This is a genomic window from Clostridium sp. 7_2_43FAA (assembly GCF_000158375.2).
GTDB classification, from domain to species: Bacteria; Bacillota; Clostridia; order Clostridiales; family Clostridiaceae; genus Clostridium; species Clostridium tertium.
Map to the genome: position 1 here is coordinate 304,023 of NZ_JH815222.1, position 17,073 is coordinate 321,095.

18 protein-coding genes are annotated in these 17,073 nt (G+C 28.5%); 15 read left to right on the plus strand and 3 right to left on the minus strand.

Annotation, left to right across the window (positions count from 1 at the left end; translation table 11 throughout):
• Positions 1 to 125: 125 nt before the first annotated feature.
• The 13 genes from sufC to CSBG_RS03090 all read left to right on the plus strand — a co-directional run bounded on the left by sufC (position 126) and on the right by CSBG_RS03090 (position 11,763).
• Entirely contained in the window at positions 126 to 878 is a 753-nt protein-coding gene (sufC, locus tag CSBG_RS03030; RefSeq protein WP_008676950.1) for a Fe-S cluster assembly ATPase SufC, read from the plus strand.
• A gap of 16 nt (positions 879 to 894) precedes the next feature.
• Positions 895 to 2,304 carry a Fe-S cluster assembly protein SufB gene (sufB, locus tag CSBG_RS03035; protein ID WP_008676951.1) on the plus strand — a complete coding sequence of 470 codons (1,410 nt, stop codon included), beginning with the start codon at positions 895 to 897 and terminating at the stop codon, positions 2,302 to 2,304.
• Positions 2,304 to 3,410 (plus strand): Fe-S cluster assembly protein SufD, encoded by a 1,107-nt coding sequence (gene sufD / locus CSBG_RS03040; protein ID WP_008676952.1) that lies wholly within the window; start codon positions 2,304 to 2,306, stop codon positions 3,408 to 3,410. The genes sufB and sufD overlap by 1 nt, the downstream gene beginning before the upstream one ends.
• Entirely contained in the window at positions 3,403 to 4,632 is a 1,230-nt protein-coding gene (locus tag CSBG_RS03045; RefSeq protein ID WP_008676953.1) for a cysteine desulfurase, read from the plus strand. Before sufD ends, CSBG_RS03045 begins: the two co-directional genes overlap by 8 nt.
• Before the next feature lie 5 nt (positions 4,633 to 4,637).
• Positions 4,638 to 5,069, plus strand: a complete 432-nt coding sequence (sufU, locus tag CSBG_RS03050) for a Fe-S cluster assembly sulfur transfer protein SufU (RefSeq protein ID WP_008676955.1) — start codon at positions 4,638 to 4,640, stop codon at positions 5,067 to 5,069.
• A 221-nt stretch (positions 5,070 to 5,290) separates the two neighbouring features.
• Complete coding sequence (locus tag CSBG_RS03055) at positions 5,291 to 6,619, plus strand: hemolysin family protein (protein WP_008676957.1); 1,329 nt, start codon at positions 5,291 to 5,293, stop codon at positions 6,617 to 6,619.
• Positions 6,620 to 6,690: 71 nt separating this feature from the next.
• A complete protein-coding gene (locus CSBG_RS03060) occupies positions 6,691 to 7,131 on the plus strand; it encodes a hypothetical protein (protein WP_008676958.1) in 441 nt (146 codons plus the stop codon).
• A gap of 77 nt (positions 7,132 to 7,208) precedes the next feature.
• Positions 7,209 to 7,445 (plus strand): DUF1292 domain-containing protein, encoded by a 237-nt coding sequence (locus CSBG_RS03065; protein WP_008676959.1) that lies wholly within the window; start codon positions 7,209 to 7,211, stop codon positions 7,443 to 7,445.
• A gap of 120 nt (positions 7,446 to 7,565) precedes the next feature.
• A complete protein-coding gene (locus CSBG_RS03070; protein WP_008676960.1) occupies positions 7,566 to 7,796 on the plus strand; it encodes a hypothetical protein in 231 nt (76 codons plus the stop codon).
• A 122-nt stretch (positions 7,797 to 7,918) separates the two neighbouring features.
• Positions 7,919 to 8,605, plus strand: a complete 687-nt coding sequence (locus CSBG_RS17645) for a hypothetical protein (protein WP_008676961.1) — start codon at positions 7,919 to 7,921, stop codon at positions 8,603 to 8,605.
• 115 nt (positions 8,606 to 8,720) lie between these two features.
• Positions 8,721 to 9,488 carry a TIGR02206 family membrane protein gene (locus tag CSBG_RS03080; RefSeq protein ID WP_008676962.1) on the plus strand — a complete coding sequence of 256 codons (768 nt, stop codon included), beginning with the start codon at positions 8,721 to 8,723 and terminating at the stop codon, positions 9,486 to 9,488.
• 61 nt (positions 9,489 to 9,549) lie between these two features.
• Positions 9,550 to 10,350 (plus strand): zinc transporter ZupT, encoded by an 801-nt coding sequence (gene zupT / locus CSBG_RS03085; RefSeq protein WP_008676963.1) that lies wholly within the window; start codon positions 9,550 to 9,552, stop codon positions 10,348 to 10,350.
• Positions 10,351 to 10,596: 246 nt separating this feature from the next.
• Positions 10,597 to 11,763 (plus strand): AI-2E family transporter, encoded by a 1,167-nt coding sequence (locus CSBG_RS03090; protein WP_008676965.1) that lies wholly within the window; start codon positions 10,597 to 10,599, stop codon positions 11,761 to 11,763.
• 95 nt (positions 11,764 to 11,858) lie between these two features.
• Here the strand turns inward: CSBG_RS03090 and CSBG_RS03095 are convergent, their stop codons facing one another.
• The 3 genes from CSBG_RS03095 to CSBG_RS03105 form a co-directional block, all read right to left on the minus strand.
• Positions 11,859 to 12,644, minus strand: coding sequence for a TPM domain-containing protein (locus CSBG_RS03095; protein ID WP_008676967.1), 786 nt, complete (start codon positions 12,642 to 12,644; stop codon positions 11,859 to 11,861).
• 2 nt (positions 12,645 to 12,646) lie between these two features.
• Entirely contained in the window at positions 12,647 to 13,216 is a 570-nt protein-coding gene (locus CSBG_RS03100) for a LemA family protein (RefSeq protein WP_008676968.1), read from the minus strand.
• Between the two features lie 93 nt (positions 13,217 to 13,309).
• Positions 13,310 to 14,212: a prenyltransferase gene (locus CSBG_RS03105; protein WP_008676971.1), complete on the minus strand. Its 903-nt coding sequence runs from the start codon at positions 14,210 to 14,212 to the stop codon at positions 13,310 to 13,312.
• A gap of 214 nt (positions 14,213 to 14,426) precedes the next feature.
• Here CSBG_RS03105 and CSBG_RS03110 point away from each other — a divergent pair, with 214 nt between their 5' ends.
• Positions 14,427 to 15,473, plus strand: coding sequence for a galactose ABC transporter substrate-binding protein (locus tag CSBG_RS03110; RefSeq protein ID WP_008676973.1), 1,047 nt, complete (start codon positions 14,427 to 14,429; stop codon positions 15,471 to 15,473).
• Positions 15,474 to 15,558: 85 nt separating this feature from the next.
• A complete protein-coding gene (gene mglA, locus CSBG_RS03115; RefSeq protein ID WP_008676975.1) occupies positions 15,559 to 17,058 on the plus strand; it encodes a galactose/methyl galactoside ABC transporter ATP-binding protein MglA in 1,500 nt (499 codons plus the stop codon).
• The last annotated feature ends 15 nt before the right edge of the window (positions 17,059 to 17,073 follow it).

Below are 17,073 nucleotides of genomic sequence, written 5' to 3' on the forward strand. Positions count from 1 at the left end.
TTAAAAAAATACCAGTTGATTAAATCTGAGTAATTTAGTATGATATAATCAATTCAGAGTGAAACAATAAGGATTAATTTAAATATACTTAAAATAAATTCAAACATAATTAAGGAGATGTAAATATGAGTGATGTTTTATTAAATATAAATGGGTTAAAAACGGCTGTAGAAGGAAAAGAAATTCTTAAAGGCTTAGATTTAAAAATAAATAAAGGTGAGATTCACGTTATAATGGGACCAAATGGTGCTGGGAAATCAACATTAGCTAATACTTTAATGGCTCATCCAAAATACAAGCAAGTTGAAGGTGAAGTTACATTTGAAGGTGAAGATATAACAGAATTAAAAACTGATGAAAGAGCAAGGAAAGGCTTATTCTTATCATTCCAACATCCAGAAGAAGTACCAGGTATAACTGTAGAAAACTTCATAAGAAGCGCTAAAATAGCTAAGGATGGACAATTAATTAAATTCTTAAAGTTTGATAAAGATTTAAAGAATAATATGAAAGAATTAAAAATGGATAATGAATATGCAAAGAGATATTTAAATGTAGGTTTCTCTGGTGGAGAAAAGAAAAAGAATGAAATATTACAAATGCTTATGCTAAGTCCCAAGCTTGCAATATTAGATGAAACTGACTCAGGTCTAGATGTAGATGCTATAAGAATAGTTTCACAAGGTATAAAGATGTTTGCAAATGAAGAAAATGGAGTGTTGATAATAACACATAATACAAAAATACTTGAAAATTTAAAGGCTGACTATGTTCATGTTTTAGTTAACGGAAAAATAGTTAAAACTGGAGATGCAACATTAGCTAAAGAAATAGAACAAAATGGATATGAAGCTTTTAAAGCAGAAGCAGCAATGTAATATGGAGGTGAATACTTTGGAAATAAAGAAGAAGACCTATGTAGATGATATGGATAGAGGTGTCTATGATGTTAAAAATGAAGACAGATTTGACTTCAAGGCAGATAAAGGCTTAACAAAGGAAATCGTAGAAACTATATCTAAAGAAAAAGAAGAACCAGAATGGATGAGAGAATTTAGATTAAAATCTCTTGATATATATAATAAGATTAAGCTTCCAACATGGGGACCATCATTAGATGAGTTAGACATGAATAATATAGTTACCTATGTTAGACCAAAGTCAAAGCTTAATGAAAGCTGGGAAGAGGTTCCAGAAGATATTAAAAAGACATTTGATCTTTTAGGAATACCGGAAGCAGAAAAGAAATCATTAGCTGGAGTTGGAGCACAATACGATTCAGAAGTTGTTTATCATAGTATAAGAGAAGATCTTGTTAAGCAAGGCGTAATATATACAGACATGGAAACAGCAGTTAAAGAATACGAAGATATAGTTAGAGAATACTTTATGAAATGTGTTGCACCAAGTGATCATAAATTTGCTGCACTTCATGGAGCAGTATGGTCAGGTGGATCATTTGTATATGTACCAAAAGGAGTAAATGTAGATATTCCACTACAATCTTACTTTAGATTAAATTCTCCAGGTGCAGGACAATTTGAGCATACTTTAATAATAGTTGAAGAGGGAGCAACACTTCACTTTATAGAAGGGTGTTCAGCGCCTAAATATAACATGACTAATCTTCATGCAGGATGTGTTGAACTATTTGTAAAAGAAGGAGCAACTCTTAGATATAGTACAATAGAAAACTGGTCAAAGAATATGCTTAACTTAAATACAAAGAGAGCAATAGTTGAAAAGAACGGAAGAATAGAATGGGTATCAGGATCATTTGGATCAAAGATATCAATGCTTTATCCTATGAGTATTTTAAAAGGAGAAGGTGCAAGAGCAGAATTTACAGGAGTATCTTTTGCTGGTAAAGGTCAAAACTTAGATACTGGAGCAAAAATAATACATGCAGCGCCAAATACTTCTTCAACAATAAACTCAAAGTCTATTTCTAAAAATGGAGGAGCAGCTACTTATAGAGGAGTTGTAAGAGTAAATGCAAATGCTTATAACTCAAAGTCAGTAGTATCATGTGAATCATTAATGTTAGATAATTTATCTAAATCTGATACTATACCAGTTATAGATTTAATGAATGATGATGTTGAAATAGGGCATGAAGCTAAAATAGGTAAAATTAGTGATGAAGCTATATTCTATCTAATGAGTAGAGGAATAAGTGAAGAAGAAGCTAAGTCAATGATAGTAAGAGGATTCGTTGAGCCTATATCAAAAGAATTACCACTAGAATATGCGGTAGAAATGAATAATTTAATTAAGCTTGAATTAGAAGGGAGCATTGGATAATGAATAATAATTTAAATTTCAATAATTTAAATAAGACTCCTGTAAGAACTAAAAGCTGGTTAAATGTTAATGATATAACATTAAGAGATTATAAAGCTCCTGAAATAGGAAGTTTTAATAATGATAAAATAACTGGTAGCGATTTAGAGGGAGTTACAATAGAAAAACTTAATAAGGGAAATGTATTTCCATTAAATAAGAAGTTTATCTATGGAGTTTCAGATGAAATAGTAAATCAAGGTGAATTTGATTTTAATAAAGGATATGTAATCAATATAGCTAAAAATGCTAAGGTTCAAGAACCAATCATTATAGAATTTAATATGGATAATGAAAACAAGACTTTAGTAGATAATATACTAATAGTTGCTGAAGAAGATTCTAATGCTAAAGTAATTATAAAATATAATTCATTAGATGATAGTGAAGGATATCATAATGGTGTCTGTAAGATATTTAGTAAGAACAATAGCAACATTCAAGTTGTTAAAGTAAACTTGCTAAACAAAAATACAATGAATTTAGATTCAAACCTTTCAGATGTTGGATACAATGGTAAAGTTGATTTTGTTTCAATAGACTTAGGTGGAAAAAATAGTATTACAAATTATCATGGTGATTTACTTGAAGATAATTCTGAATCAACACTTAGTTCAATTTACTTAGGTGGAGATAAGAAAGTTATAGATATGAATTATGTTATGACTCACAAAGGAAGAAGAAGTAAGTCAGAAATAACAACTAAGGGAGCCTTAAAGGGAGAAGCAAACAAAATATTCAGAGGAACTCTTGATTTCAAGAGAGGAGCTTCAAGAAGTGTTGGAGTAGAAGATGAATATTGTATGATACTATCTCCAAAGGTTAAGGGAAAAGCTCTTCCGCTACTACTTTGTGAAGAAGATGATGTATCTGGAGAACATGCAGCAGCTTCAGGTAAAATAGATGAAGCAAAACTATTCTACTTAATGAGTAGAGGCCTAAGCTATAATGATGCTAGAAGAGTAATCATAGAAGGAGCCTTTAATCCAATAATAGACAAAATAGATAATGAGAATATAAGAGAAGCGATATTAGCTTCTATAAAGGAATGTTTAGATAATGAATAATAGAGATTTTTTGAAAGATTTTCCTACATTAAATAAAGAGAGAAATGGAAAGAGAATAGTTTATTTAGATAGTGCTGCAACAACACAAAAGCCTATTTCTGTTATAAATTCAATAAAAAATTATTATGAACAATCTAATGCAAATCCTCATAGGGGTGCTTATGAATTAAGTGTACTTGCAACAGAAGCTTATGACGAAGCAAGAGAAAAGGTTAGAAAATTTATAAATGCAAAATATAGAGAAGAAATAATATTTACTAAAAATGCAACAGAATCATTTAACCTTTTAGCTATGTCATATGGAATGACTTATATAAATGAAGGTGATGAAATAGTTATTTCAATTGCAGAACATCACTCAAATTTAATTCCATGGCAACAAGTAGCAAAAGCTAGAGGTGCAATTCTTAAGTATATGTACACTGATGAAAATGGTGAACTTACAGAAGAAGAAGTAAGAAGTAAAATTACTGAAAAAACAAAGATTGTAAGTATAACACATGTATCTAATGCTTTAGGAACAATAAATCCTGTAAAAGAAATTGCTGAATATGCGCATTCAAAAGGTGCTATAGTTATAGTTGATGGGGCACAAAGTGTTCCACATATGAAGGTAGATGTAAGGGACATAGATGCAGATTTTTTAGTAATTGCAGGCCATAAGCTATTAGCACCTATGGGTATAGGTGTATTATACGGTAAAAAAGAACTACTAGAAAAAATGCCACCTTTAATGTTTGGCGGAGATATGGTAGAGTATGTATATGAGCAAGAAACTACATTTAACGTATTACCATATAAATTTGAAGCAGGTACTCAAAATGTTGAAGGTGCAGTTGGATTATCAAAAGCAATAGATTACTTAAATGAAATAGGTATGGATAACATAGAAAAAATTGAAAAAGAACTAATGACTTATGCATATGAAGAAATGAGTAAGCTTGAATATGTGAAAATATATGGACCAAAAGATATTAAGAAAAGAGGCGGAGTTTTATCATTTGAAATAGATGGAGTTCATCCACATGATGTAGCCTCAATATTTGATACTTTTGGAGTCTGTATAAGAGCAGGTAATCACTGTGCACAACCTCTAATGAGATATATGGGAATAAATTCAACATCTAGAGCTAGTTTATATTTCTATAATACAAAAGAAGATGTTGATAGATTAATAGAAGCAGTAAAGCAAACATATGATATGTTTGCAAAATGGAGGTAATATTAATGGATTTAAACGCTATATATACAGAACTTATAATGGAGCACAGTACTTCAAGACATAACAGAAGAAAGTTAGACAATCCAGATTTATCTGAAAAGGGTCATAATCCAAGTTGTGGAGATGAAATAACATTAGAATTAAAGATGAATGGAGATATCATAGAAGATTTAGCATTTACTGGGCAAGGTTGTGCAATATCTCAAGCATCAACTTCAATGATGATCGATCTTATAAAAGGTAAAGATAAAGAAGAAGCATTAAAGCTTGTGGAAACATTTATTGGAATGATAAAAAGAGAAATAAATGATGAAGATGAACTTGAAGATTTAGAAGATGCCATAGTTCTAAAGAATATATCAAATATGCCAGCTAGGGTAAAATGTGCTGTTCTTGCATGGCATACTTTAAAAGAAGCTTTTGGTGAAGAAAACTAATAAAAAGGTTAGGAAACTTTTGATTTCCTAACCTTTTATTATAGATATATGTAACAATCATTAGTTTTTAGAAGATATAGCTCAATATAGATAAGTATTTTACAATAATTAAAAAAATTAAGACTATTTAATCTGTAGCATTAAAAATACGTATTTGAAAGAATAAGCTTTTATATGATAGAATTATTCCACTATATTTTAAATTTAAGGAGAATAAATAAATGGAAGGAAGTCCCGGGAGTAGTTTTATATTAATTTTAATATTGGTAGTAGTTAATGCATTTTTTGCATCAGCAGAAATGGCAATAGTATCATTAAATAAAACAAAAATAAACATATTAGCAGAAGAAGGAAATAAGAAAGCAATACTATTAAGAAACATATTAAAAGAACCTAATAATTTTTTATCTACAATACAGGTTGGAATAACATTTGCAGGTTTCTTTGCATCAGCATCAGCTGCAACTTCAATTTCAGTTGGGTTTGCAAACATATTAAAGGACGTTAATATTCCGTATAGCGAAAGTATTGCATTAGTTTTAACAACATTAGCTATTTCATATTTAACACTAGTTCTTGGAGAATTAGTACCTAAGAGAATAGCACTTCAAAATTCTGAAAAAGTTGCAATGTTTTCTATAAAAACAATAATTCTAATATCAAAAATAACTAAGCCATTTGTATGGTTTTTATCATTTTCAACTAATATTATTCTTAAGATTTTTGGATTTAAAACAGAAGGAATTGAAGAACAAATATCTAGAGAAGAAATTAGAAGCCTTATAGAAATCGGTGAAGAAAATGGAGCTATAAATCAAGTTGAAAGAGAAATGATAGATGGAATAATTGAATTTGATGATACCACAGCTAAAAAGATAATGACACCAAGAACAGAAACATTTTTACTAGATGTAAATGATGATATAAGAGATTGTATAAAAACTATTCTAGATGAAAATTTTTCAAGAATACCTATATATGAAGATGAAATAGATAATGTTATAGGAATATTACACATGAAGGATTTATTTGCAAGTATTGTTGAAAAAGGTATAGATAATGTAAAAATAAGAGATATAATAAAAGATCCATGTTTCTTTATTGAAACAAAAAGCATAGATGACTTATTTAAAGAATTAAAAGATAAAAAAGCTTATATAGCTATTTTAATAGATGAGTATGGTGGTTTTTCAGGTATAGTAACAATGGAAGATATCATAGAAGAGGTAATGGGAGAAATCCTAGATGAGTATGACGATAACTTAGATGTTGAAAAAATAGATGATAAAAATTATGTTGTCAGTGGATTAATGACTTTATCAGATTTAAATGATTATTTAGATATAGAATTAGAGTCAGAAGTTGCTGATACCATAGGGGGATTCTTCATTGAAAAGCTTGGAGAAATTCCAACTACAACTAAAAATTGCGAAGTATTATCAGACAATATAACATTAAGGTTAGTAAAACTAGATGATAGAAGAATCGATAGGATTCATTTAATTATAAACAATAAAGATAAGAAAACAGAAGAATTAAATGAAGAATAGAATAAATTAATCATTTAAAATGAATAATGCTCCTTTATAAAATAAACAATAGTATAAAGGAGCGTGAAAATATGAATAAAAATATAAAGGAACTTAATAAGGAACTAGAAGGAATTATAATGGGAGAAAATGAAATAGCAAAATTAAAAGATAAAGCTATAGATTATAAGGTTGTAGAACTTCTAGATAAGGTATTAATAACAGTTCAAAAAAATAAAGATTTAGTAGTAAAAGAAATTGAAGAATTAGGTGCTAAAGTTACATATGATGAAGGCATGTGGGGCAAAGCAGTAGAGCTTTTTAATAGTTTTAAGGAAATAAATATAGATACTGATAAGGAAATATTACAAACATCTATTAAAGGTACAGAAATGGGATTTAAAGCTATTTTAGATTTTCTAATAAAAGACAATGATATACATGAACATTTAAAGAAAAGTTTAATAGAAGTATCAGATGAATATGCGAAACTAATAAAGGATATGCAAGAATATTTATTAAAGCTTCAATAAAGTTAAATTCATCGATATATGAATAAATTTATTAGATTAAAGCAAAATAAATTTAGTAAGGTAAAGGAGTGTATATTATGAGTGAAAAAATAATGTCTTTTAGTGATGAAAATGGAAATAAAGTAGATTATGCAATACTAGAACAAAAATTAATATGTGGAAGTGAATATGTTGCAATGGCACCAGTTAAAGATAAATCACATATTGAAATATACAAAATAAAATTTGATAAGAACTGGAATGAGAGCTTAAGTGAAGTAGAATCAGAAAAAGAAATAGATATGTTTAAGGAAGTTTCAAGCTTAAAATTTTAATTATAAAATAAGCCAGAATAGATAATTCTATTCTGGCTTATTTTATAATTAAAAATCGCGGTAACAAATGAAAATGTTAATGAATAAGATGAAGTAAAATAATTCTAGGAGCAATAAATAATGAATAGTTATAATTTAATCATGAAACTCCAAGCGAAAATGCAAGATCCAAGATTTGCTGATAGGTTTAATAGAATAGTATCAGAGTTTAATAGCATTCCAGGAGTTCAACAAGAAGTTATGAGAATAGCACAAATAGAAGATGAGAAAAAAAGAGAAAAAGCTATATCAAAACTTCCAGATAGGGTAAAAAAACTTGTTAGAGAAGTTTATTCATTATTAAATGAATAGGCTTATTAAGTTATTTATTATACCTAATAAGATAAATAGTAAATATTATAAAAAGTATTAACCAAAAGGAGAAACCATTCATATATTATGTATTATGAGTATTATACAAGGAGATAAAAAAGATGGAAACAAATTATGAATTCAATAGTGATAATTTTGAAGAAATAATGAGAAGAATTCAAAATGAAGAAGCAAACCAATTTGTAGGAGAAAATTCAATAGGAAATAATCCAGTAGAAAACAATTCAGTAGAAAATAATGCATTCTTTGAAAATGATAATTTTGCAGATTTAGCGAATTTTGATAGAAATATCGATAATTTAAATAATGATTTTCAAGGTGAAGAAGGTCTTGAGGGACTAAGTAATGAAGAATTACGTTCTGCATGTGGTAATAATAATGGAATAGTAAATTGTCGTCGATGTTTTGAAAGAGGATTAAGAGAAGGACTAGAACGAGGATTTAGAAGAGGCTTTAGATGCGGATTATGTAAGGGGAGAGAGCAAGGAAGACGTGAAGGCTATTCACAAGGATTTAGAGATGGATTCAGAAGTGGTGTTTCTAGGGCAGAAGAATTAGCAAGAGCTAGTTTTGAAAGAGGTCTTAGACAAGGCTTTAGGCAAGGGTTTAGACAAGGATTTGAAAGAGGATTTAGAGAAGGTTGCAGAGTAGGGTTTCAAAGAGGATTTAGGGCTGGAGTTAGAAGGGGCCGTGAACAAGTAATTAGAGAGGTAATGAGATTCTTAAATTGTTTAAGCGAAGGAAATAACAATAACACAAATAATAATGGTTGTTGGAGATCTTGTTAAAATAAATTGATTTAAATAGGATAATAAGACCAGTATAGCATTTGCTATACTGGTTTATTTTTTTAGAATTATTTTATTATTGATGACATATTGATAGATTAGAGGAGAGATATATATGAAAGATTTTTTTATATTGCAAAGACCAAGTAAAAACTATCAAATGAATAATAGTGAGCAATTTGCTCCAATAATAATAATGATATTAATAATAATATTAATAATAGTTTATAGAAATGAAATAAGAAAAAATTATAAGGTTGAAAAAATAATAAGATATACATTAACAGGTTTATCTTCAATTATATTTATATTTTATTATTTGATCACATGGTTGATTAATGGAATAGAAGTAGATAATTTACCTCTACATCTTTGCTATATTGCAAATATTTTATGTATTATTCTTGGATTTACTAGAAGTAAAAAAATATATGACTTTGTTATTTGTTATGGTGCTATAGGGGGAATAGCTAGTTTAATATCTATGGATACGTCATTATCAAGTATGTACTTTAAATATTATCAGTTTATGGTATCGCATATTTCAATAATAGTAATTCCAATATACTTTTTATTGATACATAGATATTATCTAAAGGAATCGAAGGTAATAAAATTATATATATTATTACAGATAATGGGTATTATAATTGGAATATTTAATCATAAATTTAATACTAATTATTTTTTTATATTGTTTAATTCAAATTTAGCAGCGAAAGGGACTATTCTTGAGGTTCTAGGGGAAGGATATAATTATTTTATAAATTTAGAGGTATTGGTAACAATATATACAATAGCAATATATATATTAGCAAGAATTTTTAATAAAAAAATGAAAAACATTTACGAATATTTAGAAAATAAATATAATTTCAATTGAAAAATATTATCATTTAGTGTAAAATTAATATATAGAATATATTAATTTGAAAGGGTAAAATATGAGTAATGTAACAATAGCATTTTTGATAACATTATTTGCTGGACTTGCCACTGGTATAGGAAGTTTAATAGCGTTCTTAGCAAGGAATACAAATAAGAAGTTTTTATCCATAAGTTTAGGTTTCTCAGCTGGAGTTATGATATATGTATCAATGATAGAGATATTCCCAAAGGCAAAAGATTCATTAGTATTAGCATTAGGAGAAAGATCAGGAAATTATTTAACTGTAATTTCATTTTTTGTAGGGATGTTTCTAATTGCAATAATAGATAAATTTGTACCTAGTGGAGAAAATCCACATGAAGTTAAGTCGCTTCCAACAGAAGGAAGTAATGAAAAGAATACTAGTGGACTTTTAAGAACAGGAGTATTTACTGCATTAGCAATAGGTATTCATAATTTTCCAGAAGGACTAGCTACATTTGTATCTGCGTTAGGAGATATGAAAATAGCAATACCTATAGCAGTAGCTATAGCAATTCATAATATTCCAGAAGGAATATCAGTTTCAGTACCAATTTACTATGCTACAGGAGATAAGAAAAAAGCATTTATATATTCCTTTTTATCAGGAATGTCAGAACCAATTGGAGCAATTGTAGGATATGTATTTTTAAGAAATTACTTTAATGATTTAACATTCGGAATAATATTTGCTATGGTAGCCGGAATAATGGTATTTATATCACTAGATGAATTATTACCAGCAGCTAAGGAATATGGTGAGCATCACCTATCTATATATGGATTAATTTTAGGAATGATAGTAATGGCAGTGAGCTTGCTATTATTTATTTAATAAGAAGGTTGTCTATTTTTAGGCAACCCTTTTGACATTTATAGTTTTATGAAAATTAATACATTAAAAATATAAGTATAAAGTGTAGATTATGAGTAACATATCTTATAATTTTACATGAGATTAATATTATAATAATGAATAATTAATTAAATTTCATTAAATTTGACAATTTTAAGCCTAAATACATTATAATTGTATTAAAAAGTCTTAACATAAAAAAATTATAGTAAAGAGAGGTATATAATGAAAGTAAATTGGAATAGTAAATACACAACCATAGCAATATATTCATTTATAGTTGCAATTTCAGTTATATTATTTTATTTAGCCATATCGCAAGTAACTATTTTTACTGATAAGCTAGATTCTATATTAGTTGTTATGCAGCCATTTATAATTGGATTTTCAATTGCATATATAGTAAATTTTTTATTAAACTTTTATGAAAATAAGGTTTTTGAAACAAAATACATAAAAAAGATAAAGTTAAAATCAAAAAGAGGGTTAGCTATTTTATTTTCTTATATAACTACTTTTTTTATAATTAGTATGTTTGTTAAATTCTTATTACCTCAGTTAATTGATAGTGTTGTTGGGTTAGTAAATGATATACCTTCATATATAACTAACACTACAAATTTTGTAAATGAAATAATAATGAAATTAAATATAGAAGATCAGTATTCTCAGGTTTTAATAGATAACTTTAATAGCTTAGTTAATTATATAATTAGATTTGCAACAAATTTAATTCCTGCATTAGGAGGATTTTTAGCAAGTGTTGCATCAAGTATATGGAATGTGATTTTAGGTATAATAGTATCAGTATACTTATTAATAGATAAAGAAAAGTTATGTGCATTAAGCAAAAAAATAACTTATGGATTATTTCCGGAATCATATGCAGATGAAATTATAAAACTAGTTGATAGAAGTAACTATACATTTGGAAGATTTCTTGTGGGAAAGATAATAGATTCTTTAATTATAGGAGTATTAACATTTATAATATTAACTATATTTAAAATGCCATACACGATACTGGTTTCAGTTATAGTTGGTATAACTAACATAATACCTTTCTTTGGACCATTTATAGGTGCAATACCATCATTTATAATAATATTATTTGTATCACCTGTTCAAGCTTTATGGTTCTTATTAATAATATTATTTATACAACAATTAGATGGAAATGTAATAGGACCAAAGATTTTAGGAGATTCAATAGGTATCTCAGCTTTTTGGATATTATTTTCTATATTAGTTGCAGGAAAATTATTAGGTATAGTTGGAATGATAATAGGAGTTCCTCTATTTGCCATTTTCTACTCTATAGTTAAGGAGTTTATAGAAAGTAAATTAAGAAAAAAAGGATTAAAAACAGAGACAAAGGAATATATGAAATAAAAAAGCAAATAAAAAATCATGTATATAGGAATTAAATATTCTATATACATGATTTTTTCTATTTTATCTAATAATTTATTATAGTAGATTCTAATTTACCAGCTTCCAGAGGAGCCGCCTCCATTAGAAGAGCCTCCGCCAAAACCTCCAAATCCACCAGAGCCACCTCCACCACGAGGACCACCTCTTCTTCCTATATTGCTCCAAAAGATAATTTGAAGTAGTGAAGAAGAAACTCGACCACGGTTAAAAAATAAATCTAACAAGAAAGAAATGACTATTATTACTATTAAAATATTTCCTACAAAGTTATGTGATGTTTCTTGTGCTTCCTTTGGAATTGATATATTTAAAGATTTGCTTAAAGTAACTCCATATTCTTTAGCAATTAAATCAGTAAAAGCACTATAGCTCTTTATTATGCCAGAGCTATAATTCTCAGCCTTAAAATCCTCCTTAGCTAAAGATTGCATAACTCTATTGCTAAGAGCATCAGGAATAGCACCCTCTAAACCTCTTCCAACTTCAACTCGCCAATTTCTATCATTTATAGCAACTAGAATTAATAAACCATTATCTTTATTTTTCTGTCCAATTCCCCAAGAGCGAAATAAATTTATAGCATAATTTTCAATTGGAATATCATCTGTAGTATCTACGATTACAATAATAGATTGAGCTCCAGTTTTATCTTCAAGTTCTTTACCCAATGATATAATTGTTTCTATTTCATTTGATTTTAATATACCTACATAGTCATTTACATATTTATAATTTGTAGGATAAGGATAATTAGTAGCTGCTGAAACTGGCAATGAAAAACTTAGTATTAATAATAGAGAAGATACTAAAAATTTTTTGAATTTATCACTAATATTCATATTTATCTGGAGAAATCAACTGAAGGTACTTCACTAGCACCATCACTTGCTTTATAAAGTGGTTTTTCTTGAAATCCAAATAATGAAGCAATTATATTAGTAGGGAATCTTCTCCTTTTAGTATTATAATTAGTTACAGCTGTATTATAATCTTGCCTTGCAACAGCTATTCTATTTTCAGTTCCTTCTAGCTGGATACTTAAGTCCTGAAAGTTTTGATTAGATTTTAAATCAGGGTATCTTTCAACAACAACTAATAATCTAGAAAGAGCATTTGACAATTGGCTATCTGCATTTGCTTGTTCTGATATATTTGCTGCACCTGAAAGTTTACTTCTAGCATTAGCTATATCAGTGAATATATCCTTTTCTTGAGATGCGTATCCCTTAACTGTATTAACTAAATTAGGTATCAAGTCAGATCTCCTTTGTAATTGAGTATCTATATTAGATTCTGATGTACTAACAAGCTGCTCTAGAGATACTAAATTATTGTAGCTAGATATTATAGGAAAGACTAATATTGCAATAACTACAAGTACAGCTATTAATACTTTTGTTCCTTTTTTCATATAAAAATACATCTCCTTTCTATATATAAATTATTATATGTAAAAAGAAGATGTATTATTAAAGATTTACTTTATAATCTGGATTAATAAGAGTTATCCTAAAAATAATGCTAATATTAAGATAAGAGTAAATGTCCAATGTAAATTATTTGTATAAGGGATTCCAAGCTTTTCAAATTTACAAACTGATCTATGAGCTTTTAGTGCTATTGGAAATGTTAAAAATACTAATAAAGAAGTAATAGGATAAAATCCTGATATAACATATATTAAAGTTAAAAAATATGAACCAAAAACTAAAAATCTATAGATATATGTACTATATTTACTACCAATCCTAACACTTAACGTTCCAAGACTTAAATTAGCATCTCTTTTAAAATCTCTCATTTCATTACTTATCATTAGCGCTGGAATAAGAAATGAAGCAGGTAATGAAAGTAGTATAGGGTATATGCTTATAGATTTAGTAAAAGGATAAGATGCACCTAATACCATTAGAGGACCCATGGTTATAAAAGAAATTGGAACTCCGAGACCTTTTCTTTTAAATACAAAGGGTTCTCCTGTATAAGCGTAAGCACCAAATATTCCTATCAAACCTATAATAAACATTTTAAAATCAGTTATGTATATAAGATATAATCCAATTAAAGAAGCTAATGCAAAACAGCACATTGCCCAAAGAAAAACATAAATATCAAAATAAGTCCTAGTCACACCTAAAAAATTAACTTTTCTACCGCTTGGCCTATAATATCTAAAACTTCCTTCAAAATAATCATTTACTAGGTTAGCTCCTGATTGAGCTAGAAGCCCAGCTACTGTTATTATGATAACCAAAAAAATATCATTATTACTAGCCCAATTAATATATCCCATTTTATCAGCTGCAATAATACCAAGAGTGGTAGATCCAATTGCTAATGTTAATGAAAAGGGACGGAATGCTTTCCAAGAATCCTTAATAAATTTCGATAGATACTCTATATCCACGTTAATCACCTCATATATTTAATTGCAATTTTAAATTTTATCATAAAAGGATAGTTCTTTCAAATTATTAAAATATATATAAAATTATTATCTAAGAATTTCGATAGAAGTGTTAAGTTTTTCGTATGGAAGTTATTACAAGATAAATTTATAATAATAGATGTAAACGAAATCAATTAAGTGTTAACGATTTTATAAAAGGTGGAGGGTTAATATGAAAAAGGTTAAAAAATTACTTACAATGACAATGGCTACTGTTATGGTTACAGCTTCATTAGTTGGCTGTGGTGGAAATAGTGGAGGTTCTAATGGTGGAGATACTTCAAAAGGAGACAAGGTTAAGGTTGGAGTATGTTTATACAAATTCGATGATACTTATATTTCTACAGTTCGTCAAAGTTTAGAAAAAATACAATCTGAAAATCCAGATAAAGTTGAGTTCACTTTCTATGATGGAAAAGGTGACCAAGCTACTCAAAATGACAGTATAGATACATTACTTCAAAAAGATGTAGATCTTTTATTAGTTAACTTAGTAGATACAGGAGCTGCACCTACAGTAATTGATAAGATTAAAACTGCAGAGAAACCTGTAGTACTATTCAATAGAGAACCATCAGCAGATTCAATAAAGGCATATGACAAGGCTATATTTGTTGGAACAAATGCAAAAGAAGCTGGAGTTATGCAAGGAGAAATACTGTCAAAGGTATGGGAAAAAGATAAAGCTGCTATAGATAAGAATGGAGATGGAGTATTACAATATGTAATGCTAAAAGGTGAACCTGATAATCCAGAAGCAGTTGCAAGAACTCAATATTCTGTTTCAACTTTAAATGATAAAGGAGTTAAGACAGAAGAATTAGCACTTCAAGTTTGTAACTGGGACCAAGCATTAGCACAAAATGCTACTGAAGCATGGTTCTCAAAATTTGGTGACAAGATTGAAGCTGTAATTGCTAATAATGATGGTATGGCTCAAGGTGCTATAGCTGCATTACAAGCTCAAGGTTATAACAATGGTGATGCTGCAAAAACTATCCCAGTTGTAGGTGTTGATGCTACAGCAGCAGCACAAGACTTAATTGGAAAAGGATTTATGTTAGGATCAGTTCTTCAAGATGCAGAAGGAATGGCAAAAGCATTATATGAAACTGGAATGAACTTAGCTGGTGGAAAGAGTGCTGTAGAAGGTACTTCATATAAATTTGATGATACAGGAGTTGCTGTACGTATTCCATATCAAGAATATGTTAAATAATATAAACAAATAAATTTCCTCTAAACTGCATAGTGTATTTTCACTATGCAGTTTAATAAATAATAGAAAAGTGGTGAAGTAAGTTATGGCAGATACAAAATATGTTCTTGAAATGACAGATATATGTAAAGAATTTCCAGGGGTTAAAGCGCTAGATAATGTCCAATTAAAAGTAAGACCAGGAACTGTACATGCTTTAATGGGTGAAAATGGAGCAGGTAAATCTACTTTAATGAAATGTTTATTCGGTGTTTATATTGAAGATGGTGGAGAAATTTTAATAGATGGTGAAAAAAGCAAGTTTTCTAATCCAAAGCAAGCAATGGATAATGGCGTTGCTATGGTTCACCAAGAATTAAACCAAGTTTTACAAAGAAATGTTATGGATAATATATGGCTTGGAAGATATCCAGGAAATGCTGGAATTGTAAGCGAAAAAGTAATGTATGAAGAAACTAAAAAAATATTAGATGAACTTGAAATAGATGTTAATCCAAAGGTTAAAATGGCAAAATTATCTGTTTCGCAAAGACAAATGGTTGAAATTGCAAAAGCAGTTTCATACAATGCAAAAATACTAGTTTTAGATGAACCAACATCATCATTAACTACAGAAGAAGTTAAGCATTTATTTAGAATAATTAATAAATTAAAGGCTAAAGGCTGCGGTATTATATATATTTCTCATAAAATGGAGGAGATTCTTGAAATTTCCGATGACGTTACAATAATGCGTGATGGTAAATGGATAGATACAATTCCTGCAAAAGATCTTACAACTGATAAAATAATTAAGTTAATGGTTGGTCGTGATTTAACTAATAGATTCCCACCAAAGACAAATAAGCCAGGAGAGGTAATATTAGAAGTGAAAAATCTAACTGGTACATATCAACCATCTATAAAGGATGTATCTTTTGAACTTAAAAAAGGAGAAATTTTAGGGGTTGCTGGACTTGTTGGATCAAAAAGAACGGAATTATTAGAAACTATATTTGGAATAGCTCGTCATAATGAAGGCGAAGTAATATTACATGGTAAGAAAGTTGAAAATACAGATTCAAGAAGAGCAATAAAAAATGGATTTGCATTGTTGACAGAAGAACGTAGATCAACAGGAATATTTGGACAACTTGATATAAAATTTAATACAATGATTGCTAATATAGATGGATATAGTAAATTTGGTGTATTAGATAATAAAAAGATGACTGAAGATACTAAATGGACAATAGATAGTATGAAGGTAAAAACTCCAAGTCAAAAGACGGCTATTAGAACTCTTTCAGGAGGTAACCAACAAAAAGTAATCATAGGAAGATGGCTTTTAACTAATCCAGAAATACTACTATTGGATGAGCCAACAAGAGGAATAGATGTTGGAGCTAAATATGAAATTTATCAACTTATTATAGATTTAGCTAATAAAGGCAAAGGGGTTATAGTTGTATCCTCTGAAATGCCAGAATTATTAGGAATATGTGATAGAATACTTGTAATGTCAAACGGAAGAGTAGCAGGGATAGGTGAGGCAGATAAATTGTCACAAGAAGATATTATGGCTATGGCTGCTAAATATATTTAGGATAGAGGTGTAACT

Bases quoted from the DNA above. Each gene is read 5' to 3' on its own strand.
- CSBG_RS03090 (WP_008676965.1), top strand. From the start codon at position 10,597: ATGAAAGTAAATTGGAATAGTAAATACACAACCATAGCAATATATTCA.
- CSBG_RS03100 (WP_008676968.1), bottom strand. From the start codon at position 13,216: ATGAAAAAAGGAACAAAAGTATTAATAGCTGTACTTGTAGTTATTGCA.
- CSBG_RS03065 (WP_008676959.1), top strand. From the start codon at position 7,209: ATGAGTGAAAAAATAATGTCTTTTAGTGATGAAAATGGAAATAAAGTA.
- sufC (WP_008676950.1), top strand. From the start codon at position 126: ATGAGTGATGTTTTATTAAATATAAATGGGTTAAAAACGGCTGTAGAA.
- CSBG_RS17645 (WP_008676961.1), top strand. From the start codon at position 7,919: ATGGAAACAAATTATGAATTCAATAGTGATAATTTTGAAGAAATAATG.
- sufU (WP_008676955.1), top strand. From the start codon at position 4,638: ATGGATTTAAACGCTATATATACAGAACTTATAATGGAGCACAGTACT.
- zupT (WP_008676963.1), top strand. From the start codon at position 9,550: ATGAGTAATGTAACAATAGCATTTTTGATAACATTATTTGCTGGACTT.
- CSBG_RS03110 (WP_008676973.1), top strand. From the start codon at position 14,427: ATGAAAAAGGTTAAAAAATTACTTACAATGACAATGGCTACTGTTATG.
- CSBG_RS03055 (WP_008676957.1), top strand. From the start codon at position 5,291: ATGGAAGGAAGTCCCGGGAGTAGTTTTATATTAATTTTAATATTGGTA.
- mglA (WP_008676975.1), top strand. From the start codon at position 15,559: ATGGCAGATACAAAATATGTTCTTGAAATGACAGATATATGTAAAGAA.
- CSBG_RS03080 (WP_008676962.1), top strand. From the start codon at position 8,721: ATGAAAGATTTTTTTATATTGCAAAGACCAAGTAAAAACTATCAAATG.
- CSBG_RS03095 (WP_008676967.1), bottom strand. From the start codon at position 12,644: ATGAATATTAGTGATAAATTCAAAAAATTTTTAGTATCTTCTCTATTA.
- CSBG_RS03045 (WP_008676953.1), top strand. From the start codon at position 3,403: ATGAATAATAGAGATTTTTTGAAAGATTTTCCTACATTAAATAAAGAG.
- CSBG_RS03060 (WP_008676958.1), top strand. From the start codon at position 6,691: ATGAATAAAAATATAAAGGAACTTAATAAGGAACTAGAAGGAATTATA.
- CSBG_RS03070 (WP_008676960.1), top strand. From the start codon at position 7,566: ATGAATAGTTATAATTTAATCATGAAACTCCAAGCGAAAATGCAAGAT.
- sufD (WP_008676952.1), top strand. From the start codon at position 2,304: ATGAATAATAATTTAAATTTCAATAATTTAAATAAGACTCCTGTAAGA.